Source organism: Planktothrix mougeotii LEGE 06226 (assembly GCF_015207485.1).
In the GTDB taxonomy this organism is placed as follows: Bacteria; Cyanobacteriota; Cyanobacteriia; order Cyanobacteriales; family Microcoleaceae; genus Planktothrix.
Genome location: NZ_JADEWU010000084.1, coordinates 1 through 24,249, shown reverse-complemented (window position 1 = coordinate 24,249; position 24,249 = coordinate 1). Strand labels below are relative to the sequence as shown.

At 38.4% G+C, this 24,249-nt stretch carries 16 protein-coding genes; 7 read left to right on the top strand and 9 right to left on the bottom strand.

Going from position 1 to position 24,249, the window contains the following annotated elements; all coding sequences use genetic code 11:
• Both IQ236_RS23565 and IQ236_RS23560 read left to right on the top strand, forming a co-directional pair.
• Positions 1 to 1,302, top strand: a 1,302-nt coding sequence (locus IQ236_RS23565; RefSeq protein WP_322744325.1) for an FtsX-like permease family protein, incomplete at its 5' end; no start/stop codon positions are given.
• A gap of 220 nt (positions 1,303 to 1,522) precedes the next feature.
• Positions 1,523 to 2,278, top strand: coding sequence for an ABC transporter ATP-binding protein (locus tag IQ236_RS23560; protein ID WP_193871541.1), 756 nt, complete (start codon positions 1,523 to 1,525; stop codon positions 2,276 to 2,278).
• Positions 2,279 to 2,634: 356 nt separating this feature from the next.
• Here the strand turns inward: IQ236_RS23560 and petJ are convergent, their stop codons facing one another.
• Positions 2,635 to 2,976, bottom strand: a complete 342-nt coding sequence (petJ, locus tag IQ236_RS23555; RefSeq protein ID WP_193871540.1) for a cytochrome c6 PetJ — start codon at positions 2,974 to 2,976, stop codon at positions 2,635 to 2,637.
• A gap of 55 nt (positions 2,977 to 3,031) precedes the next feature.
• Complete coding sequence (locus tag IQ236_RS23550) at positions 3,032 to 3,487, bottom strand: DUF29 domain-containing protein (protein WP_193871539.1); 456 nt, start codon at positions 3,485 to 3,487, stop codon at positions 3,032 to 3,034.
• A gap of 175 nt (positions 3,488 to 3,662) precedes the next feature.
• On the opposite strand from IQ236_RS23550, the gene IQ236_RS23545 reads away from it, so the two are divergent.
• Entirely contained in the window at positions 3,663 to 5,813 is a 2,151-nt protein-coding gene (locus IQ236_RS23545; RefSeq protein ID WP_193871544.1) for a Tex family protein, read from the top strand.
• A 150-nt stretch (positions 5,814 to 5,963) separates the two neighbouring features.
• Here the strand turns inward: IQ236_RS23545 and IQ236_RS23540 are convergent, their stop codons facing one another.
• Both IQ236_RS23540 and IQ236_RS23535 read right to left on the bottom strand, forming a co-directional pair.
• Positions 5,964 to 6,665, bottom strand: a complete 702-nt coding sequence (locus IQ236_RS23540; protein WP_193871538.1) for a methyltransferase family protein — start codon at positions 6,663 to 6,665, stop codon at positions 5,964 to 5,966.
• A 26-nt stretch (positions 6,666 to 6,691) separates the two neighbouring features.
• Positions 6,692 to 7,129, bottom strand: coding sequence for an MAPEG family protein (locus tag IQ236_RS23535; protein WP_228041819.1), 438 nt, complete (start codon positions 7,127 to 7,129; stop codon positions 6,692 to 6,694).
• A gap of 198 nt (positions 7,130 to 7,327) precedes the next feature.
• Between IQ236_RS23535 and IQ236_RS23530 the strand changes: the two genes are divergently transcribed.
• On the top strand, positions 7,328 to 13,033 hold the full coding sequence (locus IQ236_RS23530; RefSeq protein WP_193871537.1) for a CHAT domain-containing protein: 5,706 nt from the start codon (positions 7,328 to 7,330) through the stop codon (positions 13,031 to 13,033).
• 212 nt (positions 13,034 to 13,245) lie between these two features.
• On the opposite strand, the gene IQ236_RS23525 is transcribed toward IQ236_RS23530, so the two are convergent.
• On the bottom strand, positions 13,246 to 14,118 hold the full coding sequence (locus IQ236_RS23525) for a tetratricopeptide repeat protein (RefSeq protein ID WP_193871536.1): 873 nt from the start codon (positions 14,116 to 14,118) through the stop codon (positions 13,246 to 13,248).
• 107 nt (positions 14,119 to 14,225) lie between these two features.
• Between IQ236_RS23525 and IQ236_RS23520 the strand changes: the two genes are divergently transcribed.
• A complete protein-coding gene (locus IQ236_RS23520; RefSeq protein WP_193871535.1) occupies positions 14,226 to 14,654 on the top strand; it encodes a DUF29 domain-containing protein in 429 nt (142 codons plus the stop codon).
• 113 nt (positions 14,655 to 14,767) lie between these two features.
• Positions 14,768 to 17,461: a chloride channel protein gene (locus IQ236_RS23515; protein ID WP_193871534.1), complete on the top strand. Its 2,694-nt coding sequence runs from the start codon at positions 14,768 to 14,770 to the stop codon at positions 17,459 to 17,461.
• Positions 17,462 to 17,474: 13 nt separating this feature from the next.
• Here the strand turns inward: IQ236_RS23515 and IQ236_RS23510 are convergent, their stop codons facing one another.
• From IQ236_RS23510 to IQ236_RS23500, 3 genes are all read right to left on the bottom strand, one after another.
• Positions 17,475 to 17,735, bottom strand: a complete 261-nt coding sequence (locus IQ236_RS23510) for a Mo-dependent nitrogenase C-terminal domain-containing protein (protein WP_193871533.1) — start codon at positions 17,733 to 17,735, stop codon at positions 17,475 to 17,477.
• Positions 17,736 to 17,949: 214 nt separating this feature from the next.
• Positions 17,950 to 20,274, bottom strand: coding sequence for a penicillin-binding protein 1C (pbpC, locus tag IQ236_RS23505; protein WP_193871532.1), 2,325 nt, complete (start codon positions 20,272 to 20,274; stop codon positions 17,950 to 17,952).
• Between the two features lie 20 nt (positions 20,275 to 20,294).
• Positions 20,295 to 21,356, bottom strand: a complete 1,062-nt coding sequence (locus IQ236_RS23500; RefSeq protein ID WP_193871531.1) for a Rossmann-fold NAD(P)-binding domain-containing protein — start codon at positions 21,354 to 21,356, stop codon at positions 20,295 to 20,297.
• A gap of 202 nt (positions 21,357 to 21,558) precedes the next feature.
• Here IQ236_RS23500 and IQ236_RS23495 point away from each other — a divergent pair, with 202 nt between their 5' ends.
• Entirely contained in the window at positions 21,559 to 22,215 is a 657-nt protein-coding gene (locus IQ236_RS23495; RefSeq protein ID WP_193871530.1) for a TapB family protein, read from the top strand.
• A 41-nt stretch (positions 22,216 to 22,256) separates the two neighbouring features.
• Here the strand turns inward: IQ236_RS23495 and IQ236_RS23490 are convergent, their stop codons facing one another.
• Positions 22,257 to 24,092, bottom strand: coding sequence for a serine/threonine protein kinase (locus tag IQ236_RS23490; RefSeq protein ID WP_193871529.1), 1,836 nt, complete (start codon positions 24,090 to 24,092; stop codon positions 22,257 to 22,259).
• Positions 24,093 to 24,249 lie beyond the last annotated feature (157 nt).

Here is a 24,249-nt window from a genome sequence, read left to right as displayed (position 1 = left end):
GTCCCCTGCTCCCCTTGTCCCCTTGTCCCCCTGTCCTCCTACCCTATGGCTTCTCTTGCTCGAAAAAACCTATTTGAGGATATTCCCCGTTTTTTGGTGGCTCAAGCTGGGATTATGTTTGCTGTCAGTTTAGTTACCATTCAAAATGGGATTTTAACCGGGTTTATTCGGTCTTCTTCGGTCTTAATTGATCACTCAAAAGCAGATATTTGGATCGCTTCTAAAGATATGATTCATTTAGAGTTAACGATGCCCATTTCTTTAGAACGAGTCACCCAAGCTCAGACGGTTTCTGGTGTTGAACAAGCTGAAGCTTTTATTTTTAGAAATGCCCGTTGGCGTGATCCCCTAGAAAATAAAATTCATGCGGTAACAGTCGTAGGTTCCGATCCAGAAGGGGAATTATTTTCCCCTTGGAATATCATTAAAGGAGATATCAATGCTTTAAAACAACCCTATACCATTATGATTGATGAGAGTAAATTAGACGCTCTCAAAATTCAAAATATTGGTGATACGGCAAAGCTTGGAGGATTAGAAGCCAAATTAGGGGGAATTACTCAAGGAACTCAATCTATTGTGAGCAATAGTTTTGTGTTCACCTCTTTAAAAAATGCGAATGCTTATGTTAATAGTCCTGTAAAAACTCAAACCCGGTGTCAAGTCCAAGAAAATGAGGATTTACAATGTACTCAAAGTTATGAAGATCAATCCTCTAATCAAAAATCCACCGATCTTCCGCCGCCAAGAGCGTTAAATTTAGCTGATCCGATCACCTATGTTTTAATTAAGGCAAAACCCGGTCAAGATTTAACTCAACTGAAGCAAAAACTAGATGATGCTTTACCCGATGATGTTCAGGTTTTTACCCGTGAAGAAATGTCTACGGTGATGCGAACTTTTTGGCAAAAACGCACAGGCGTTGGGTTTGTTCTCAGTTTAGGGGCGGCGGTGGGAATATTAGTGGGAATGGTGGTGGTCGGACAAATTCTGTATTCCTCCGTCACTGACCACTTAAAGGAATTTGGAACCCTGAAGGCGATGGGTGCATCGGACTGGGTGATCTACGGAATTATTTTAGAACAGGCCCTCTGGATGGCTGTTTTAGGTTATATTCCAGGTATGGCACTGTGTTTAGGTGTAGCGTCCTGGGCTGGCGCGACCCAAGGCATTTTGATTTTAATTACCCCTTTATCTGCTTTAGGGGTATTTGGGTTAACCGTTGCGATGTGTACGGGATCGGCATTTTTCGCCATTCAGAAAGTCACTAAGGTTGATCCAGCAATTGTATTTAAAGCTTGATGCCAGTCAGTTTTTGTAACCAAATGGTATTAGATCACAGGCAATCGGTAACATTTGAGTTTAAAATAGTGGAACTAAACGGTTCAGGATAGTTCATGGTCAGCCCTCCTTCTCTGGAATTACCCGATTTCTTCAGTAAACTGACAATACTCCTCTGTAATTTAGTTTATTAGATCCGTCAATTCTTGTTAGAAGCCCACATCATTATTAATTTGGAACGATGATACGCACTCAAGTTAGCGAGGCAAAATCCACTATATCTCCCAATCAGGCTGCATACTATTCACCAAATGCTAGAATTAAGCCGATTGGAATTCAAGCTTGTCGTGTTGAAATGGCTTATAAATCGGGGCGGCAAACGGTTCAAGTTTTGCAAAATATTAATTTAGAAGTCGAACAAGGGGATATTCAACTGTTGATGGGGCCGAGTGGTTCGGGGAAAACAACATTGCTATCTATTATTGCTGGACTGTTGACACCGACGGCGGGACGAGTGTTTTTATTGGGTGAAGAAATTACAAAATTGTCTCGGACTCAATTGGCAGAGTTTCGGTTACATAATATTGGTTTTATTTTCCAAGGATTTAATTTATTCCCCGCTTTAACGGCTTTAGAAAATGTGGAATTAGCTCTGCATCTCAAAGGAATAGGGAAAAGAAATGCGAGAGAAGAAGCGAAAACACGCTTAGAACAAGTGGGTTTAGGAGATAAAATTCATCTGTTACCCCAAGATTTATCGGGAGGTCAAAAACAACGGGTTGCTGTAGCGCGAGCCTTAGCGGGAGATCCCCCCTTAATTATGGCGGATGAACCCACCGCCGCCTTAGATTCAAGTAGTGGTCGGGGTGTAATTGATCTGTTAAAAACCTTAGCCAAACAAGGAGAGACAACGGTATTAATGGTGACTCATGATCCCCGAATTATGGACGTAGCTGATAGCATTTTAACATTAGAAGACGGTAGAATTAAAAATTAAAATTCAGAGTTAATCTAGCAGTATCAACTTAATATCCCCTTAGTGGCTTATCTGCTAAGGGGATATTTATGATTTGTTATGAAGGTTATAGAGGGTGTTTTTGAGACTTGACACTTTTGAATAGAGGAACGTATGATCAATAATATGGAACCTTATTCAGGTTTATTCCAAAATATAACAACCTAAAATTTAAACACAAAATTAAATGAAAATTATGGAAACTATACCTCTAACTCCAAAAGTACAAGAAGAAATTACCAAACTTTCCCAAAAGTCTCAGAATCATCCTATCACTTCTGATGATACTGCTGAAGTCAATAAAACCGGGTTGATAACAGTTATTAACCCGGTTTTTGTTAATTTTTCCAATTCTTTTCTGCCTGTTCTAAAACATAAGCAGAAACCGCTTGAATTTCTGCATCTGTTAAACGATCTTTGTAAGCAGACATATTATTTTTGCCATTACTAACTAACGCTGAAATTGCTTCTAAAGTATTAACATGATTGCGTTCTAAAGCTTTTTTCTTTAAAGTTTTTCCTCGTCGGACAATATTTCCTCCCCCGACATGACATCCCACACATTGCGCTTCAAATATTTTAGCTCCTGTATCCAGATTAACAGCTAATGCTGAGAAAGAAATAGGACTTAGAATTAAGGTTAAGGTTAATAATAATATTAGAAGTGATTTTTTGAGCATTTTTTATCTGACGGGTAAAAATTTTGTGACTTGGATAGAGATCAAACCGTTAAAATTAGGGTAAATAATCAGAATTAAGAATATCTTCTAATGAAAAAGGAGTTTCAAGAGGAAATAAATCACGAGGTAACTGATGAGTTTTTAAAGTATCGGTTCTAGCTTGCTCATAACAATCGAAGAATATTTCATCTAACAATGTCCTTAAACTTGGGCTATCTTCTAAGGATAATTCAATTTTTAATCGTTGTTCTATAACGTTATTGAGCCATCCTCTGGCATTACATTCTTTTTCGCTTGTCCAATATTTTAATTTTAACAAGTTTTTAATTAATGTTATTAATCTACTTTTCAAAGTTTCTTTAACATGGCTTTTTAAATTATCAATTTCTGATTTTAAATTATCAATATCGAGTTGATTGAGTTGACGAGTTTGTAAAATTTCTGAGGTTTTTTGTAGCCAGAGATAATAATCTTTTTCATAGAGAGATTGATATTGAGATAGCTTTTCCATGAATTTGGCCTAATTTCAAGATATTTAATCTAATATCATATCACACAAAATTAATGACAAAGACAAATACCAAATCGGGATGGACTCTCAGCTTTTATTGTACCCAGATTGACTTAACATCCAACAAATATGATAAAATAAAATTTAGATGGAACATCTGTTGGTTTTGAATCCCATGCTCAATATTCCCCAAATTCTCGCTCAAGAACTGTCTCTTAAACCCTTTCAAGTAGAAAACGCGCTACAATTGTTTTCTGAGGGAGCAACGATTCCGTTTGTGGCGCGATACCGGAAAGAACTCACCGGGTCTTTAGATGAAATTCAACTGCGGGATCTGTCAGAACGCTATACCTATTTAACGGAATTAGAAGATCGGAAAAAAAGTATTTTAGACGCGATCGCATCTCAAGATAAACTCACCGATGAATTGCGAGAAAAAATCGAAAATTGTTTACAGAAAACTGAACTCGAAGATTTATATTTACCTTATAAACCCAAACGGCGAACTCGCGCTACTGTTGCGAAAGAAAAAGGATTAGAACCTCTCGCTCAATTTATTGCTAATTTTAATCAACCTAATTCCCCGACGGTTGCGTTAGAAGGGGAAGCCGCAAAATATATTTCTGAAGAAAAAGGCGTGAAAACCGTTGAAGATGCCTTAAATGGAGCCTCTGATATTTTAGCAGAAATTGTGTCTGAGAAAGCGAATTTACGAGCTTATTTGAGAGACTATTTAATGAATAATGGGGTGTTTTCATCCCAGGTGAAAGACGATTACCCCGAAGGAACAACGAAGTTTGAGATGTATCGTCAATATCGAGAAAATGTACAGGATATTAAACCTCATAATTTGTTAGCTTTATTTCGGGGAGAAACGGAAGGAATCTTAAAAGTTGAGATTGAATTTGATGAGGATTTTGTACAGTCTTATTTAGAATCTCAGGAAATTAAAACGAAAAATCCGGTGATTCGCAAATTTTATCAACCGATGTTAAAAGATGCTTTTAATCGGTTAATGAAAACGTCCTTAATGAGTGAAGTCAGAAGCGATCGCAAAGCCTACGCCGATTTAGAATCCATTAAAACCTTTGAAGCCAATTTAAGAGAATTATTACTCGCCTCACCGGCGGGAATGAAACCCACCTTAGCCATTGACCCTGGGTTTAGAACTGGATGCAAAGTTTCAGTTTTATCCGAAACCGGAAAATTCTGTGAATATCATACGATTTTCCCTCATCAAGCAGAAGGTCAACGTCAAGAAGCCGCGAAAAAAGTTAAACAATTAATCGATAAATATAATATTGAATTAATCGCCATTGGAAATGGAACTGCTGGACGAGAAACCGATGAATTTATAACGGAAATTATCGCTAAAATAGACCGGAAACCGATTAAAGTTATGGTGAATGAATCCGGTGCATCGATTTATTCTGCGAGTGATGTGGCGCGACAAGAATTCCCTGATTTAGACTTAACAGTACGGGGTGCAATTAGTATCGGACGACGGTTACAAGATCCGTTAGCAGAATTAGTAAAAATTGATCCGAAATCCATAGGAGTTGGACAATATCAACATGATGTGGATCAAAAATTATTAAAGAAAAAACTGGATGATACGGTTGAAAGTTGTGTGAACTATGTGGGAGTAGAATTAAATACTGCATCTAAAGAATTATTAACCTTTGTTTCAGGAATTACCCCAACAGTAGCGCAGAATATTGTGAATTATCGCAATGAAAATGGAGCCTTTAAAACCCGTAAGGAACTGTTAAAAGTGGCAAAATTAGGCCCTAAAGCGTTTCAACAAGCGGCAGGATTTTTAAGAATTCGAGGGGGGGTTAATCCTTTAGATAATACCGCAGTTCACCCCGAAAGTTATAAGGTGGTGGAAGTCATGGCGAAGGATTTAGGGGTTTCCTTGAATAATATTAGCCAATTTAAGGATAAAATTAAATCCGTTAAACTGGATAAATATGTTACCGATACCATTGGAATTCCAACGTTAAAAGACATTATTAACGAACTCGAAAAACCCGGACGAGATCCCCGTGCGGAGTTCAAATATGCCACATTTAAGGAAGGAATTAAAGAAATAACGGATTTAAAAATAGGAATGGAATTAGAAGGAATTGTCACGAATGTGGTTGCGTTTGGTGCATTTGTTGATATTGGGGTGCATCAAGATGGGTTAGTTCATATTTCTCAAATCGCCGATCAATTTGTCGATGATCCGAATAAATTTGTTAAAGTGGGTCAAGTGGTGAAAGTGCGAGTGATGGAAGTTAATGAAAAGTTAAAACGGATTAGTTTAACCATGAAATTGTAGGGAATATATTAGCGATTCTAACTATAGCAGTCGCGCCGGGGGTGTTAGGACATAGACTGATGCTAAAACCTAAATCGTACACCCTCTTTTCCTCCGGTGTTCCCTCTTTCCCATTCGTAATTCGTAATTCGTAATTCCCTGTTCCCTGCGTTACCAAATTAAAGGAATTAATCTATATTTCACGTGATTTGTGTAATCTTGATATCCTTCTAATTCTTCAACTAACATCTTTTCTTCTCCCCTAATTCTAGCAACGAGAAGTAAGGATATTATAACACCGATTAAAACCCCATATTGAGAACCCAATAATAGGGGTGTTCCCAGGAATAAAAAGATCGCGCCTAGATACATAGGATGTCTAACAAATCCATAAACACCAGTGGAAACGACGTGGTGATTTCGTTCGGTTTGGATTCTGACCAGAGGCGATAAAAAGGTATTATCTGTAAAAGCTCGGTATAAAAAGAAAAATGAAATCAATAATCCTATCCCTCCCAAAATTTTTAGCTCCCAGGGGAAATTTGTTGTCCATTGATATCGTTTGCTATCTAAAGGCATGATTATAATCCAAGCTAAAAATAAAAGTTCAAACCCATACAGAAAATATTGATCCCATACTTTTTGATTATCTGATCCGGGTTGCTTAAATCTTTCTACGAGTAATTCTGGGTCTTTTCGATATAAATAAATGGCAGTAACTCCAGAAATGATAATTAGCCAAACTCCAAAAATCCATCCTTCAAGCCATAACCAATCTCCTGAAAGAAGTAAAAGTAATAGAGGGATGATAAGAATATAAATAATTGCCAGAATAATCTGACCTGTTGATAATTTCCTATTTTCTATTGTCATTATTAAACCTCCTGGAAATTCTTTAACTAAAACAATGCTAAAACAGTTAAGGTCACTAAACAACTGAACTGAATGACTAAGCTGAACAGCCGAAAATTAGGATTTAAACCTGCAATATGAATCAGTGAATGTAGCAGACGAAATCCGATATACACAATAATTAACACATCTACCGTTGTTCCAGAGATACCCCGAACAGTTAGCAGGAAAACCACTCCCAGATACAAAGGTAGGTTCTCAATTAAGTTTGCGTGAACCCGAAACAGTCGCCAAAGCAAACTTTCATCATTCGGTGTGCCAAAATCTTTCACAGAGCCACCCGCCGCCAGATGACGAATTCTGACAATAAGTAGCAGCACAACCATAAAAATTGTCCACAGAATAAAAATAGCTAAACCCCACAGAGGAACAGTCATATCACTTAATAATAAGGTGGGTACTTTTCCGTTCAATGTGGAACTCATTCTGGCTATCAGTTCAATAGGCACGTTATTACTCCTGTTTTTGGGTTAACGACGGCGGAGATTAGTCTGTTTAATCCTCGCTTGATCTTAGTTTGTGCGATCGCTCTACAGATTCACTCACCCAAAAGATAGTTCTTCAAGTTAAAATTTGACTGGGGGATAATTTTCCTTCTATTTTTAGATCAGGAATGAGTGATCATGCAAAACAATAGAAAAAAACAACAAAATTTTCAAGGTCAACCTCAAAAACTTGAAAATCTGCCTACATTAACGTTTAAAATGGGTTCTGTTGTTACTATTTTAACATCGGGTTTTTTGGGAATATCAGCTTTAGCCAGTAATCATTTATCTGAAACTAAAAAATTCCCAGTTCATCCCGTTTTGGAGACTTTACAAGCGCAAACAACACCCGCTTCTGAACCCAATAATCCTAACGTTAATCCTAATATTGAAGTTTTAATTGCAGAAGTTGTTATTAAGGGGATAGAGGATATCCAACTTCAAAAAGAAATTGAACAAATTCTTTATACAAAAGCAGGTAAAACCACAACTCGTCAGAAATTACAAGAGGATATTAATCAGATTTTTGCTTTGGGTTGGTTTAGAACTGTACAAGTAATTCCAGAAGATACGCCTAAAGGTGTGCGAGTTACTTTTGTCGTAGAAGTTAACCCTGTTTTGCGTTCTATTAATGTGATCGGAAATCAAGTTTTAACGACGGAAATTGTTCAACAGATTTTTCAGCCCCAATTCAATCAACGAATTAATTTAAAACAAATTGAAGCCGGAATTCAAAAAATTAATGCTTGGTATCAAGAGAAAGGTTATGCGATCGCTCAATTTATTACAACACCCGAAATTAGTAACGATGGAGTTGTAACTTTAACCGTTGCAGAAGGGGTAATTGAAGATATCCAAATTCAGTTTATTGATGCTAATAATCAGGTTGATTCAGCTACTACCTCTATTAACAATTTAGAGGAACAATCTCCCTTTAAAAATGCGATTCAAATTAAAATTGGGGACGCTTTTAATCGAAATATAGCTGAAGCAGAAATCCAGAGAATTTTTGGAATTGGGGGCTTTACAGATGTTAAATTAAGCCTTAATCCAGGAGTTAAAAATCCGAATTCAGCTATTATTATTTATCAAATCCAATCTCAAACGACCTCTGAACGATTAGAACAAGAAGCCGAAAAGTTGTCTAAAGAAACTACTCCCGAATCTCAAGAAAAAGCCATTGAAAAATATCAACAAGTCGCTCAAAATTATGCTCAAAAAGGCGATCGCCTTCGCCAAGCCTTAATTCTTCGCAAAATGGCAGATTTAGAAGCACAAACCGTTGAGAAATTAATAGCAGAAAGCCAATCTTTAAATACATCTCCTTTACTCTCAGCAAAAACTTCTTTAAAAGGGGATAACCGTTTAAACTTAGATTCATCTTCTTCCTTAGGATCATTGCTTCAATCTCAAAATATTACCGCCAACAATTCTGCAAAATCTGCGACGGTGATTCAACTTCCAACCTTAGAAAAAGTCGAACCCGATTTGTTAGGATTAAGTACCTTAATTCCGCCGCCACCACCCGATCCGAATACAGAAAAAATTATCAAAGCTCAAACTAAGACCGTTGAAAAACAACAAAAAACCTTAAAGTATTTGAATGAATCATTGAAAGTTTTTCAAGAAGCCGATGATGATTGGGGAGAGATTTTGCAAATTTACCAGATGGGTTATTTACATCGAAAATGGAAAGAACCCGAACAGGCTATTCAATATTTGAATCAAGCCTTAGAAGGTTCAAAATCCCTAGATTCATCCAAAGCTTATTGGTTAGAAATTGCTGTTCTCAATGAAATAGGATTATCCTTACAGGAGTTAGAAAAATATTCTCAAAGCTTACAAACCTTCAAAAAACTATTATCTAAATTTCAAAAACTTCAGTCCAAAAAGATTGAAATGCCTAAAGGAGAATTGAGTTATCAATTTGAAATTCGAGGTTTAAAAACAAATGAACCTGAAATTTTTTATAACTTATACTTAAATTTTAAACATGAATTATCTAATATTCAAGATTCTGACCCGGATCAACGCCAAAAAGTTGAAGCAATTATCCTAGGATCGACTTTAATCCAAATCGGTAAAGCTTATCAGCGTTTAGATGATCAACCTGCTAAAATTGCAGTATTTCAAGAATCTCTGGAAGTCTTTAAACAGCAATTGCAAATTTTGAAAGAAGCAAATGATCCCTTATGGTCAGCTATTTTCTTGGGAATGGCTACAATCAGTGCTTTAGAATTCGATAATCCGCAACAATCTTTAACTCAAATTCGAGAAATTGTTGCGCTTAATCAATCTATAAATCAACCTGAAATAGCAGCCGGATTACTATTACTTTGGGTAGGGTTACAAACTTATCATTCACCAGATTCGGAGCAAGTTTTACCAGCTTTAGAAGATGCTATCTCTCTCATTAATCAAGTTCAATTACCCGAATGGAAATCTGGTTTAGAGATTGTTGCAGCTTGGCTTTATATGACCTTAGATAATCCAGTAAAAGCTAAATCTTTGCTGGCTCAAGTTCCATCTTCCATTGAACAAGTTAAACAACTTGAATTGTCGATTCCACTTCGGTTAGCTTTAGCGGGAGTTTATCAAAAACTAGAAGAAAAACAACAAGCTTTGACGATAATTAGTCCTATTTCTACTCAAATTAATACCCTGAATAAACCTGAAATTTCTAGTTTATTGTTCATGGGGTTAGCTTGGCTTTATGACACTTTAGATGAACGGAGATTAGCATTAGAAACTTTAAATCAAGCGGTTAACAAAAGTCAACAAGTTCCCCAAGCTGAATTAGCGATCGCTTTATCTTTAGCATCCAGTTGGCTATCGAGTCAATTAGGTAATCTTCAGTTAGCCAATACCACAGCAGAACAAGCTTTTTCTCAGATTAATACCCTCAATCAACCCTTGGTCAAAATTGGCTTATTAACAGGTTGGGCTTGGGTAATGGAAAAGAATTTTGATGATCAAAAAACCATGACCGCTCTCCGACAAGGGGTTCAAGGGTTACTGAATCAAACTAATCCTTCTCAACCCTCACTAGAGATACAATTGATAGCTTTTGTTCCCGAAATTTTAGTTTTATTAAAACAGCCTCAACTCGCCATCGCGTTTTATGAAGAAATTGGCTTATTTCACCAAGAAAAATTAAATAATCTGCCTCAAGCGAACGGATTTTTTGAGAAAATTCCTGATACCTATCGACGCATGGGTAAACCTCAATTAGCCATTGAAAAATATCAAACTGTCACAACAACTTATCAACAATTGGGGAATATTCAGGAGGCGACTCGTGCTTTATTAAAGTTAGGTCAATCTTATCAAGAAATTGGGGAATATCAACAAGCAATTGATAGTTTTAATCAAGCCGGAGAACTGTTACAAAACTCTCCCTATAAACAACAAGCTCCCTTAACTTATCAAGAAATTGGTCGATTTTATGGTAGTTTAGGTGATCCTCAACAAGCTCAGTTGTATTATAAGCGAGCCAAAGAACTCGCCCAACAAATCGGGGACACCGCGCAAGTGGTGGATATTTTAGTCGATATCGGGGACTGGTATCGTCGTTGGGGCGAAGCACAACCCGCCTTAGACGCTTATCAGCAAGCCCTAGAACAGTTATCTTATTTATCCGAGTCAAATCGTCTATTATTACCCCGATGGCAAGAAACTTTACAAGCCGCCATATCTCAAGGTGAATGGACAAAACTGCAAGCATTAATCATCAATTCTCAACCCCAGGCGGTGATTCAAGCCAAGATGAGTTTGGCTTATTCGGATTTAGGAAAAAAACCAGAAGCGATCGCAGCCTTTCAACAAGCTGTTACCCTCGCCCAATCTGCTGATTTAGCGGTGAAGCGCCAAATGTTTATCCAAGGAGCTATCCTTTATGAAGCTTTGGAGGAGCCCCAACAGGCGATTTACTTTCTAAAACAAGCTCAAGTTGATTCTCAAGCCTTCCTGAGCACCGTAGACGATTCTCCTCAAGATGCTACAATTCTCACTTTTTTAGGAAAACTCAACGCTCAGATGGGCCAAACGCAAGAAGCATTAGAATATTATAATCAAGCCTTGGAGTTAGCAAAAGACATGGGAAATCCGGCGTTAGAGTCGGATGCGTTATACAGAATTGCAGAAGTAGAACACAACGCTAAGGATTTTTTATCGGCTCAAAAACACCTAGAAGCTGCCTTAAAAATTGTCGAAGCCTTACGAACTGAAATTGCAGATTTAGGGCTACGAGCGTCTTATTTTGCAACAGTACAGGATTACTATGATCTCTATATTGATGTGTTAATGCAACAGCATCAAATGAATCCGACTCAAGGTTATGATGCTCAAGCTTTATATGCTTCTGAACGCGCTAAAGCCCGAACCTTGTTAGAATTATTAGCATTAGCCAATACCGATATTCGTCAGGGAGCAGACCCACAACTGTTAGCAAAAGAACGAAGTCTACAACATCAATTTCAGAGTTTAGAAGAACATCGCCTGAATTTATTAGCAGAAAATGCCCCATCAGAACAAATTCAAGCCTTAGAACAGCGACAACAAGAACTATTACAACAGTATCGTGATTTGCGAACGAAACTCCAAACAACTCCCAACCGTTATGCTAACTTAACTCAACCTCAACCCTTAACATTAAACGAAATTCAGCAACAAGTTTTAGATGAGCAAACCCTCTTATTACAATATGCGTTAGGAAAAGAACAAAGTTATGTTTGGGCCGTCACAAAAACCCAGATTAACAGTTATCAATTACCCGGACGGCAAGAGATTGAAACTTTAGCTAAAGAGATGAGAGAAACCTTAACATCGCCACGAGAACGAACTCGTCTCAATAATTTAGCAACGGTAGGCAATCGTTTAACCGCCATGATTTTAAACCCGGTTGCGAGTCAATTGCAAAATAAACGGTTACTAATTGTGGGGGATGGAATTTTACATTATGTTCCTTTTTCAGCCTTACCTATTCCTCAATCATCGAGTTTAGAAACAGACTATCAACCGCTTATTCTTCAACATGAAATTGTTAATTTGCCTTCAGTTTCGACATTAGCGGCATTGCGTCAAGAAACAGCAACTCGTCCCTTAGCTACAAAAACCGTTGCTATTTTAGCTGATCCCGTTTTTAGTCCAGACGATGAACGAGTTCAATCTAAAGGGACTCAGCCCTCTGGAGCACCTCCAGTGGAAGCGGTGAACCTCCTAACTCGTGCAGCTAGAGAGGTTGGCATTAGTTGGCAACGTTTAATGGCCACTCGCCGGGAAGCAGAAACCATTATGGGTTTAGTGAGTGAGACTCAACGAAGTCAGGTTTTGGATTTCCAAGCTAACCGAGAACAGGCAACCAGTTCCCAACTCGCTAATTATCGCATTATCCATTGGGCGACTCACGGGTTTGTTAATAGTCGTAACCCAGAATTATCGGGGATGGTGATGTCTTTAGTCGATGAACAAGGTAATTGGCAAAATGGTTATCTACGTTTGAATGATATTTATAATCTCAATTTACCGTCGGAATTAGTGGTATTAAGTGCTTGTCAAACCGGTTTAGGTAAAAATATTCGCGGCGAAGGATTAGTCGGTTTAACACGGGGGTTTATGTATGCGGGAACCCCTCGCGTTGTGGCATCTTTATGGTATGTAGATGATGTCGCTACGGCAGAATTGATGTCGAAATTTTATCCAGCAATGTTATCTCAAGGGTTAACTCCCAGTGCCGCCTTGCGGGCAGCACAATTGCAAATGTGGCAAAATCCCGAATGGCAATCGCCTTATTATTGGGCTGCTTTTAGCTTACAGGGAGAATGGAAACCTTCTCAACAGCTTTAATGTTTAATATTAAGAAAAACATTAGAGCTTTTCTGGCTGAAGTCGGTTCAAGTAGAATACTAACATCTTGATCGTCTCACACCATCAATTACCAAGCTGTAAACTCAACTGATTTGCTGTTGCCGAAATCCGAACAAAATTAATCGTTTACTCAAATATTCCCAGGGTAGGAACCTGGGAATAAGAGAAACCTAGAAACGATAGAGATATAATTACTTACCTGGTTTTTTAGTTTTTTTCAAATAAGATTTAGCCCAAGCATAACGATTAGGATCTTTTTTCAATAGATATTCTACAACTTTTTGTCGTTTATTTTCATCCTTAGCATTTTTAACGATTTGTTTCATTTCTGCATCCTGATCTTTCGGTGAAGCACCCCGTTTAATCGCTTCTTCAAACCAATGTTCACCCACCAAAAATTCCCCTCGCTCAAAACAAATTGCACCCATTAAAGTGTAAGGATGATGACTATTGGGTTGATAATCAATTGCTTTTCGCGCACAAGTTTCAGCCTGATCTAGTTTATCAACATCACGAAAAGCGCCGCCTCTTGTTGTTAATAAAGCTGATTTTAGTTTGTTTTCTTTAATTGCATTAAAATTTATATTTTCTGTTAATTTTAATGCTCGTTGTGGTTCATTTGCTTTACGCCAATGGCTACTAGCATTAGGCAATTTCCATTTCTTTCCGGTTCGTTGGTACTCTTGTTCATAGAAAGTTGCTTCAATTGTATGGTAAGCAATAAAAATTTTATTACTATAATTTCTATTATGGATATTATAGCTACTATAAAAAGTATAATCACTATAATATGAATTATAGAAAAGCTTATTTTCTATCAGCCAAGCCACCTCAATTTCCTCAAGTCGATTTCCTTTTTCTAGTTTTTGCAAAATCGGGTATAAGCCAGTAGAAACTCCTCGATCTGTATAGCCTGAAACATCATACTTAGACTTAAGAGTTGCAAAGTGTTTTTCTTGAGCAAAAACAATAATATTTTCACGCCCATTCTGTTTAAGCCAATCAATATCAGCCTGACTTAATTCGTCGCCTTTTTTGATAGTAGACTTTAAATGATCAGCCACCTGTCGGCATCGCTCCAACTTATTGCTATAATATCCCCTAAAGGTTAACAACACTCATAATCCGATAAAACTAAATAGCATTTTTGCCTTTAATTACAGGAGAAACGATGAACTCAACCACCCATGAAAAAGACTTTTATGCTTGGACACAGGAACAATCACAACTATTAAAGACAGGACAACTTCATCAAATTGATTGGCAAAATATTGCTGAAGAAATAGAAGACATGGGACGCTCTGAAAAAAGACAATTAGAAAGCCGATTAGAAATATTAATGATGCACTTATTAAAATGGCAATTTCAGCCTAACTTACGCTCTCGCAGTTGGCAATTAACCCTGAAAGAGCAGCGCCTCCGTTTAGAAAAACTTCTGCAAAAAAACCCTAGTCTTCAACCTAATTTGATGGAAGTGATCGAAGATGTGTATCCGTTGGCAGCTTTGAGTGCGGAAAGAGAAACCGGGTTATCTTTATTCCCAGAAACTTGTCCCTATACCTTAACAGAGATTTTATCACCTGAATTTTTACCGGAATAAATAATGATTGATTCTGGGGTTGCTGATCTGAAAAATCCCTAATTAAAAATCATGTTCTTCACACACCTGACAAGCTGCTATTCTAAACAATAGCCAAAAATTCTATTGTCCTTATGTGGCGCATCTCTATCCCCAGAGAAATTTCAATTCTGAACTCTAAAATTTTATCACCCACCACCCCTAAACGTTATGCCATTATTGAAGCTTGCTTAATAGGCTTAGTATCTGGTTTAGCTGCATTCTTATTAAAACAAGGGGCTGGATGGTTGGGGTCTTGGCGAATTTCAGAATCCTTAAATGCTGGGGTTCCCCCTTGGATTTTTCTTCCGGGTGTGGGATTAATCGGCGGTTTATTAACCGGTTTTTTGGTGGAAAGATTAGCGCCAGAAACGGCCGGAAGTGGAATTCCCCAAGTCAAAGCCTCCTTAGCAGGAGAACCCATTTCTCTTGATTTTCGAGTGGCCTTTTCTAAACTCATCGGGACGATGTTTACGATGGGTTGCGGTTTAACGTTAGGACGTCAGGGGCCAACGGTGCAAATCGGTGCCGCTTTAGCCGCTTGGATTAGTCGCTGGGTTCCCACCTCTCCCAATTATCGCCGACAATTAATTGCGTGTGGCGCCGCCGCCGGACTAGCAGCAGGATTTAATGCGCCTATTGCGGGGGTGTTATTTGTAGTCGAAGAATTGCTGCATGATGTGTCAGGAATTACCCTTGGCCCTGCGATTATTGCCTCTTTTATTGGGGCGGTAGTTTCCCGTTTATTAGGAGGTCAAGAACTCAGTGTTTATGTCACAAGAACAATTATATTAGAAACGGTACAGGATCGATTACTTTATGCCAGAGAAATCCCTTTATTTATACTGTTAGGAATTCTAGCGGGGGTTTTAGGAACGATTTTTAGTCGCAGTATTGTTGCGGGTTCAAAATTTAATCGTCGAGTGTTAAAGTGGGGATTGCCACAACGCATGGCGGTTGCTGGTTTATTATCTGGTTTGGTCGTATCTTTCTTGCCCCTTTCCTTTAGAAATAATACCGGAATTCGAGAATTAATTTTAAGTGGAGAATTGCCCTGGCAAACCAGTGCTTTAGCATTTACAGCCCATTTTATATTAACAGCAATTGCAGCCAGTTCCGGCGCACCTGGAGGATTATTTGCCCCTTCTTTAGTCTTGGGTTCGGCCTTAGGGCATTTAGTGGGAAGTTGGGAATCTGAATTCATGTTAGGAATTGACCAACCTACGATTTTCGCTTTTGCAGGAATGGGGGCTTTTTTCTGTGCTGTGGCGCGAACTCCGATTACGTCGGTTGTGATTGTATTTGAAATTACAACGGATTTCGGGTTGGTTTTACCGTTAATGATTTCTTCTATTGTAGCCTATTTAATTTCTGAAAAACTTGATCCTGAATCACTGTATGATCAGTTATTAAAATTAAGTGGAATAGAACTCAAACCTGATCAACCTATTGATGGGACTTTAGAGAAATTAAAGGCTGCGGATGTGATGCAACGAAATGTCGAAACCCTACCTGATAATTTAACTTTAGAACAAGTGATTGAAGCGTTTGCCAAATCTCACCATCGCGGATTTCCTGTCGTAGAAAAGGGCAAGTTAGTGGGAATTATTACCCAAACCGATTTAACTCAAATTAGTAGCCGCCAATTCCCTGATCATACCCCCATTGATCAGTTAATGACAACCCAACCGATTACCGTTGGCCCTGATGATAATTTAACTCATGTTTTATATTTATTGGGTCATTATAAACTCAGTCGTTTACCCGTTGTGGAACATCATCATTTAGTGGGAATTATTACTCGCAGTGATATTATTCGCGCCGAATTAGGTCAAATTAGTGGGGAAACAACCCAAGTAGGACGACATTATGAACCGTCTTATATTGCCTATCAAACCAGGGGGCCACAAACGGGAAATGGTCGTTTATTAGTGTCATTATATAACCCTCAAACGGCCCCAACTTTATTAAAAGTTGCGATCGCGATCGCTCAAGAACGTAATTATGAATTAGAATGTTTAACGGTGATTACAATTCCCTATAGTCAATCTCCTTCAGAAACTCCAGTTCGGTTAACAAAAAGTCGGCGTTTATTACAACAAGCTGAACGTTTAGGGCAACATTTACAGATTTCTGTTCACACTCAAATTCGAGTTGCCCATGATGTCGCCCAAGCGATTTTAGAAACCACTCAAAATGAACATATTGATTTATTATTAATGGGTTGGCATGGGGATAAATCAGCCCCAGATCTGATTTTTGGTAATGTGATGGATGCGGTCATTCGTCAAGTTCCCTGTCAAGTTATGTTAGTTAAATGGGCGAAACATCAAATTTCTAATGATCCTCAAACTGATGGTAATTCAGATATTGTGGCTTGTCCGGTTTTGGGTTGGCAGCGTTGGTTAGTTCCCGTGAGAGATACCTTAGAACATTCTGTTTCTGTACCTCTTTTACCTGCATTAACTAAGTTAAGTTTATCTCCTCAAATTCGTCTTTGTCGGGTCGTTAAAACAGTTCTTTCTAAACAGGAAATTAGAGAGTTTCAGCAAGCTTCAGAAGATTTAAGTCATCGCTTAAATACGGATGTTATTTTTACCACTGTTTGTTCTAATTCCGTATCAGAAGCGGTCATTGATTTAGCAGATAAAGATCAGTGTGATGTGATTGTATTAGGCGCAAGTCGAGAAGGAATGTTAAGACAAGTGATTCAGGGGAATATTCCAGAAGCGATCGCTAAAAATTGTCACTGTACCGTCATTTTAGTGCGACCTGCAATTAAAAAATAATCGATTTCAACGGTTAAATAGTCATGCCACATTCATCAACTAAATAACACATTGCCCGAAACCGTAAACCCATTAATTGTTCATAAAAAGGGTTGAGTTTGCACAGGGGAGGAATATGTAAAAGGGTATATCCAAAAAGTTTAATATCCCGTGCAAAGGGACATTGTGCTGGAATTACCCGATATAAAAATAGTGCTACATCAGGGTTGTGAATTTCCAGATTATCTAACCATTGACGCAGAGGGTTAAGCAGATGAGAGATTATGTTACGCATCAGTATCTCCACTTGTTAGGGGACAATTTCACCGTGTTGTTTTCGGTTTCCTAGTTTCTACTTTACAAATCTCAATCAATAATTAGGTAAAGGATTTGAAAAGAGTTGCTCGAAAATTATAAAAACTTTGTAAAGGTTGAAAATTTGTATTCTAAACTACAATTTAATCATCTGAGAAACCGGGTTTCAGGTTAGAGTTATTAATTATATAAGCCTATTTATTAGTATTAACCACTGAAAAACCTCGACGATAGGGTTTTTTATCCGCTATTTGCACTTGAAATTGAACAGTATCCTGTTGATTTCCCTGTTTAACGGTTAGCGTCCATTGTCCCGGTTGCAATTGCCAAAATAAAGAGTTAGCAGACTGAACCTTTAATTTGTTACCATTTAACCACCATTCCACAGGCTGTTGAGCAGGGTTAATAATTTTAAATTCTAATTGAGAAGCGTCTCCCGAATTCATCATAAAATAATCATCAGCTTGAGGCGAAATAATTTTTAATTGATGTTGGGTTAACTGAGGATGAGATTGTCGAGATAACCATTCATTATATTCAGAATTTAATTGAATTTGAGGTGATTTTTGATAATATTCAGAAACTTTTTTTAGATCAAAATATTCTAATACAATTCCTCCCGAACAATCGGGAGTCGGACGTAACCCTGTTGTTGCACAAATCGGTAACTGAACAAACCCTAAAGGTTTGGGAAAATTACCCGGTTCTTTTGTTTCATGCAAATGCAATATAATTCGATTCCATAAGGGTGCTGCACCCGTTACTCCAGAGACATTTTGCATTCCTCCACCCTCAAAATTTCCTACCCAAGTTGCAACGGTATAATCTGTTGTAAAACCCACTGTCCAAGTATCTCGATAATTAGAAGAAGTTCCGGTTTTAACTGCTACGGGAAACGGTAAATTTAACACAGAATCAATCCCAAAAGAATGGGATCTCGCATGAGGATCACTTAACATATTGGTGATTAATTGCCAGGATACAGCCGTATCAATAGAGGGTGAATTAGGGTCAAGAAGTTGTCTTTGACTGAAGATCACATTAGGATTAATAACTTTACCCTGATTTGCCATAATTAAATAAGCCTGAGCTAATTCCCATAAACTGACTTCTCCACTTCCTAATGTTAATCCTAAACCATAATAATCAGGAGCATGAGTTAAATGTTGAAATCCTAGATTTTTTAATCGTTCTAAAAATACCGGAACAGTGACTTTTTCTAATACTTTTACCGCCGGAACATTTAACGAATTCGCTAACGCAACTCGCACACGCACCGGGCCTAAAAAGGTTTCACTATAATCTGTTGGACTGTAAAGTTTTGCCCCAGGAATGGCATAATAAGTAGGAACATCTGCTAAAATTGTATTGGGTTGAATCACTTCTTCTGCTAATGCTAATTCATATAAAAACGGTTTCAAAGTTGATCCGGGTTGGCGCAGAGCTTGAACGCCATCATTTCGCCCTAATTGATCGCTATTAAAATAATCGGGAGAACCGACATAAGCTAATACTTCTCCGGTATTATTATCAAGGACAATAGCCGCAGCATGATGAACATTATGGTCTTTTAAACTAATCAGAATTTGCTGAATTTGGGCTTCCATAAATTGTTGTAACGGGCGATCTATTGTGGTTTTGATGTGATGGGTTGACTTGTCTACCTTGTGAGTCATAACCTCGGTATTTGTTAATTGTTCCGTTAGCCAAAATAGAAAATGAGGTGCGGCGATAATTCCTTGTTGTTGGGGTTGGAATATTAACTTTTCTTGATAGGCACGTTCCGCTTGAATAGAGGTAATATATCCATCTGCAATCATGCGCTTTAATACATAATTTTGACGTTGTTTTAACTGAGATAAATTATGATAAGGATTTAAGTCGGTGGGGTCATTAGGAAGGGCTGCTAATAGACTGGCTTGGGCTAAATTTAACTCCGATGCTGAAGTATTAAAATAGGTTTTTGCAGCAGCTTCAACGCCATATAAATTTCCCCCCATTGGTAAACGATTAATATAAGCTTCTAAGATTTGCTGTTTATTCATTCCCGCAGTGAGTCGCCAAGATAACCAAATTTCACCCAATTTATTCGGTAATGTTCGAGGTGCGGGTTCTAATAATCTGGCTAATTGCATCGTAATGGTAGATGCACCGCTAACAATTTGTTTAGCTTGAAATGCTTCTAAAATAGAACGAACTAAGGCAACAAAATCAACCGCACCATGTTGATAATAGCGTTTATCTTCCGCAGCAATAATCCCGTTAATAAAATCAGGTGAAACTTGACTTAAAGGAACAATTGCGGTATGATTTTGATTAGAACTTAGAATGGTTCCTAACGGTAAATTATTGCGATCGCTAAATTCCAACGCCACATCTTTTTGTAGAATATCTTCTGCATGAATCGGCGCAAGATAAGGAAGCGATCGCAACATTCCCCCAAAACAGAATATTAATAGAATGGTTCGGATCGCCCGATGGCGAAAACAAGACAAAATTTGGGGTGGAATTCTGTTCATCTCAGCCTTATGATAGATGGCTATTTTTCTAAATAAATCAATTGGGAAGCGACAGCAGATTTTTGCAGAAATGCCCTAGCTTTTCTCAGCATCGCTTCGTCTAACATCTGCTGACATTCAAGAGCCGCAAAAGCTTCATCATGTGCAGCATCAAGATAGGGATAGTGTTGCTTGATTGTCTCGACGTGTCGCTTGGGTGTATCTATGCGGACATAGATTTTTTTTTGCCACATAAGTTCATTCATTAAACTGAGTGCTTGATCCGAAAAAATTCCGGGCACTGACGCCGATACAATCCCGGCATTAGGGGTTAGACTAAGAATGTGTTTTTCCTCGATCATCCCGGCGTTGTTACCCCCTTGAGAATTCTCCCAAGGCACTGCAATAGCGACATAGGAAGCTTTGATCAAAGCTTGTTCAATTGATGGCGCACAAACCACTTTCTCAGAAGGAATTCCTCTGTTTAATAGTGTTGATAACCGTAGCCTAGGAATTTGCAAAGAAGGACTAAATAAGTGCACCTCTAAATCATAATCAATGGCTTTGATGGCAATTTCTTTACCGATATTTCCTACACCAATAATAGCAATTTTGCTGTTAGATTGAGCGTTTTTAAGGTTGAGATATTTGCTCATGTGCTGTGCGACATAAGGCGAATTTAGACCGGGTAAATTATCGACAATAATGTTGTATTTTTGCGCCGTCGTTTTATCAATTGCTCTAGTATCTACACCCCGTCTGATAATCTGGAGTTTTTTCGTATCTCCAACAGCCTGACGCCAAGCAATGATCGCTGCACGATTAACTGTATTATTGCCAACAATCAAGACATTAGGTTGAAAAATTTCTAGGGCATGGCGTAGAGTTTCTAAGGTGGGATCGTGGGTTTCGTCAGCACTCTGTTTTGAAGCAATACTAGGAATGTAAAAAATTTCTTCCCCTGCATTGTCTGTGTAAAAAACATCTTCTGTCAATGAATAAATGTCAGTCCCATTGAAATTGAAACTCGAACGGATTTTATTGAGTCCTAACTTTTGGATAGTGTTTTCAGCAATAGGATGTGAGATAAGTATTCTTGCCATTTTGTCTGACTTGCTGGACTGAACTATTTGATGATAAACGATTTTTTAAGTTTTTCAGTTAATAATCTGGAAATTAATCAAAGCCTTAACAACTGACTAAGTAGTTCTACACTTTATTTTAGCAGAAAATACTATTAAATCAATCTCGACGTTAATCCCTAAATAGGGTTTAATAAAGTAACAGAGTGTTGAGAGAAAAATTATGTTCAACCGCAAACGCTTTTTGGGATTATTTCTAACGATTGTTTTGGTGATGATAGGGTTCAAAACCTTTGCGGAAACGCCACCCCCTCCCCCGGACTATTTTCCTTTACCTGTGGGGGGAATCTGGGAATATCAAGCAAAAACGGCTGATGGAAAGCAATCCAAACTAACGGTTAAAGTTGAAGGGGTAGAAACTCAAACCGATGGAACAACGCTTTATAAAACCGAAAATAATTTAGGGTTTGCACCGTTTTATATTTGGTATGCTAAACCCAGTGGATTAGTCAAAGAATATCGACAACTGTATACCTTTGGAGGAAATAACACAGAATATCGGTTAGAACCTGCAAAAACGATTCTTAAAAATCCTCCTTCTCCTGGGGAGACTTGGACTTGGGAAGGTCAAGAAATTGCGGTGATGACTACAGAAGTGAAAGAAAATTATGAAGTTGTTGGAACAGAAGATATTGAAGTTCCCGCCGGAAAATTTTCAACCTTTAAACTTGAAATTAATGGAACAAAAGCCGGAACACCGTTTAAAAAAGTGGTGTGGTATGGAAACTTTATTGGCCCGATAAAATGGCAAATTTTTGATGAGAAAGGAACATTAAAAACAACAACAGAATTAGAAAAATACACGTTTCCTCCTAATTAAATTAAGAGAAAACTGCATTTTCAAAACTTATTTAAAATTAGCTAGTTGCTAATGGGAGAAGTTAAAGGGGAAGTAGGAATATTCGATTCTATTCCATAGTTAGGCGTTGAAGTCATCGGGGTTGTTTCTTCAGAAGAAACGGGGTATTCGGGTTCTACGGGAACCGTGGGTTCAGGATAAGAATTAGGAACAGGTTCTTCTGGTAATAAACCTCCCCCGCCCCCCGGTGTCGTCTCCGTTGGTAGAGTCCCATTCCCATCATCATAATAATTGGATTCTGGGGGTGTAGAAGGTAAAATTGTTGAATCATTATCACCCGAATAGTTTGTGACAGGAGCCGAAGCCGAGGAGTCGGTAACATTCGGTTCTAATCCTACTTCAGAAGAATTGTTTTCTTCGGGCGGAGAGAGTAAATAGTCTTCTAATTTAGATTCTGATGTTGATAAACTATAGCCTTCTATTTCAGTAGCAATGCTAGTATCACTAGATGGGTCAACGGGTGAAGTTTCTTCGATTTTCGCTTCTGCATCAGAAGGTTCTACTATTGAGTAATCTCCCTCTTCTAAAGGTTGTTCTGTGGAACGTTCCGCCGCGACTTCCTTGGGATTTTGAGTTTCAACAGAAGGATTTTCAAACATCGGTTCTGTGGAATCTAAATTATTAAAGGGATGATTCAATTGAATGTTTGCTTTCTGACTAATAATGTAGCCATAACGACGGGTAAGATCAAATCCAACCCAACCAAAAAATAAGGATGTAATTAAGAATAAAATCGGCAGTAAAAAACCCAGGTAAGGTATCGTTTCTTCCGGTTCCCAAGTCGGAATCGCAACAGGAACAGGTTGAATTTGTGGGGGTGGGGAATTGAGGGGAATACTCGGTAATGTCGTAACGGAAGTTAAAGGTTTTTGCTGAACAGAAACGGGGGTTTCAACAACTGCTTTTACCGCTACAGGTTTGGGGGGAACAAGTTCAACAACACTAGAATTTTGAGGTTGAATCACAGTATTAGGAGATTGAATCGTTGTCGCAATATCTTCAATGGGTAAAAAAGCAATCCATTGGTCAACACTTTGAGGACGTCGGGAGGGTTCAATTTCTAATCCCCAGTAAATTAATCGTTCTACAACCGGACTCAAGGTAGGTTGAATTTGTCTTAAAGTCGGTTTAGACGCACTGAGTAACTGTTGTGTGGCTTCATTCACGCGCAATGGAGCTTCTAAGGGAGGTTCACCCGTTAACAAACAATAGAACGTCGCGGCCAAACTATAGATATCCGTTGCGGGGGTCAGGTGTTGATGGGGGAGATAATGTTCTAGGGACGCATAACCAACGGATAAAACCCGGTTACGGATGGGAAACTTCACACTCGGTTCCATAAAGCCACTGGTTAACCCAAAATCAACTAACGTGAGGATGTCTGTCCCTTGATGGCGCAGGATATTCCTCGGTTGCAGGTTACAGTGAAGTAAACCGTGTTGATGTAGGGTTCTCATGGCCGAAGAAATCTGGCGGATATATTGCAGCGCCTGATGAACCGATAACGGAGAATGGGCGCGTAAGGTTTCTTCTAGGGTTTGGCCCTGAATATAATTCATTACCAAATACGGTAAACCCTTTTCTTCAAAGATGTCCAGCACACGGGCAATATTAGGATGGTGACACTGGCTTAAACGTTTGGCAACTGTTACAAATTGTTGTTTGATTTGGGGAAAATCAACGGAGGTGATGAATTTAGGATGCAGAGTTTTAATCACAACCGTTTGATGAGTGAGAGGGTGCGTCGCTTGGTAGGTCACACCAAACTCCCCTTGACCCAGAACAGCATCAATCCGATATTTGCCGTTCTGGAGAACGATTTCCTGCGTTAGATTCATTGTGTGATTGCTAACTCCCCACCATAATACTATCGCCCATACTATAACGATCACATCGTTTTAGCATAGTCTACCTTTGGTTCTGGGATTGTAGCGCATCTGTGGAAATTAGCCAACTATAGGGGACGAGGGGACAAGGGGACAAGGGGAGAAGGGG

What these genes read in the sequence shown, in the direction of transcription:
- IQ236_RS23545 (WP_193871544.1), top strand. Translation starts at nt 3,663, where the DNA reads ATGCTCAATATTCCCCAAATTCTCGCTCAAGAACTGTCTCTTAAACCC.
- IQ236_RS23495 (WP_193871530.1), top strand. Translation starts at nt 21,559, where the DNA reads ATGTTCAACCGCAAACGCTTTTTGGGATTATTTCTAACGATTGTTTTG.
- IQ236_RS23515 (WP_193871534.1), top strand. Translation starts at nt 14,768, where the DNA reads ATGTGGCGCATCTCTATCCCCAGAGAAATTTCAATTCTGAACTCTAAA.
- IQ236_RS23530 (WP_193871537.1), top strand. Translation starts at nt 7,328, where the DNA reads ATGCAAAACAATAGAAAAAAACAACAAAATTTTCAAGGTCAACCTCAA.
- IQ236_RS23510 (WP_193871533.1), bottom strand. Translation starts at nt 17,735, where the DNA reads ATGCGTAACATAATCTCTCATCTGCTTAACCCTCTGCGTCAATGGTTA.
- pbpC (WP_193871532.1), bottom strand. Translation starts at nt 20,274, where the DNA reads ATGAACAGAATTCCACCCCAAATTTTGTCTTGTTTTCGCCATCGGGCG.
- IQ236_RS23560 (WP_193871541.1), top strand. Translation starts at nt 1,523, where the DNA reads ATGATACGCACTCAAGTTAGCGAGGCAAAATCCACTATATCTCCCAAT.
- IQ236_RS23535 (WP_228041819.1), bottom strand. Translation starts at nt 7,129, where the DNA reads ATGAGTTCCACATTGAACGGAAAAGTACCCACCTTATTATTAAGTGAT.
- IQ236_RS23550 (WP_193871539.1), bottom strand. Translation starts at nt 3,487, where the DNA reads ATGGAAAAGCTATCTCAATATCAATCTCTCTATGAAAAAGATTATTAT.
- IQ236_RS23520 (WP_193871535.1), top strand. Translation starts at nt 14,226, where the DNA reads ATGAACTCAACCACCCATGAAAAAGACTTTTATGCTTGGACACAGGAA.
- IQ236_RS23540 (WP_193871538.1), bottom strand. Translation starts at nt 6,665, where the DNA reads ATGACAATAGAAAATAGGAAATTATCAACAGGTCAGATTATTCTGGCA.
- IQ236_RS23490 (WP_193871529.1), bottom strand. Translation starts at nt 24,092, where the DNA reads ATGAATCTAACGCAGGAAATCGTTCTCCAGAACGGCAAATATCGGATT.
- IQ236_RS23500 (WP_193871531.1), bottom strand. Translation starts at nt 21,356, where the DNA reads ATGGCAAGAATACTTATCTCACATCCTATTGCTGAAAACACTATCCAA.
- petJ (WP_193871540.1), bottom strand. Translation starts at nt 2,976, where the DNA reads ATGCTCAAAAAATCACTTCTAATATTATTATTAACCTTAACCTTAATT.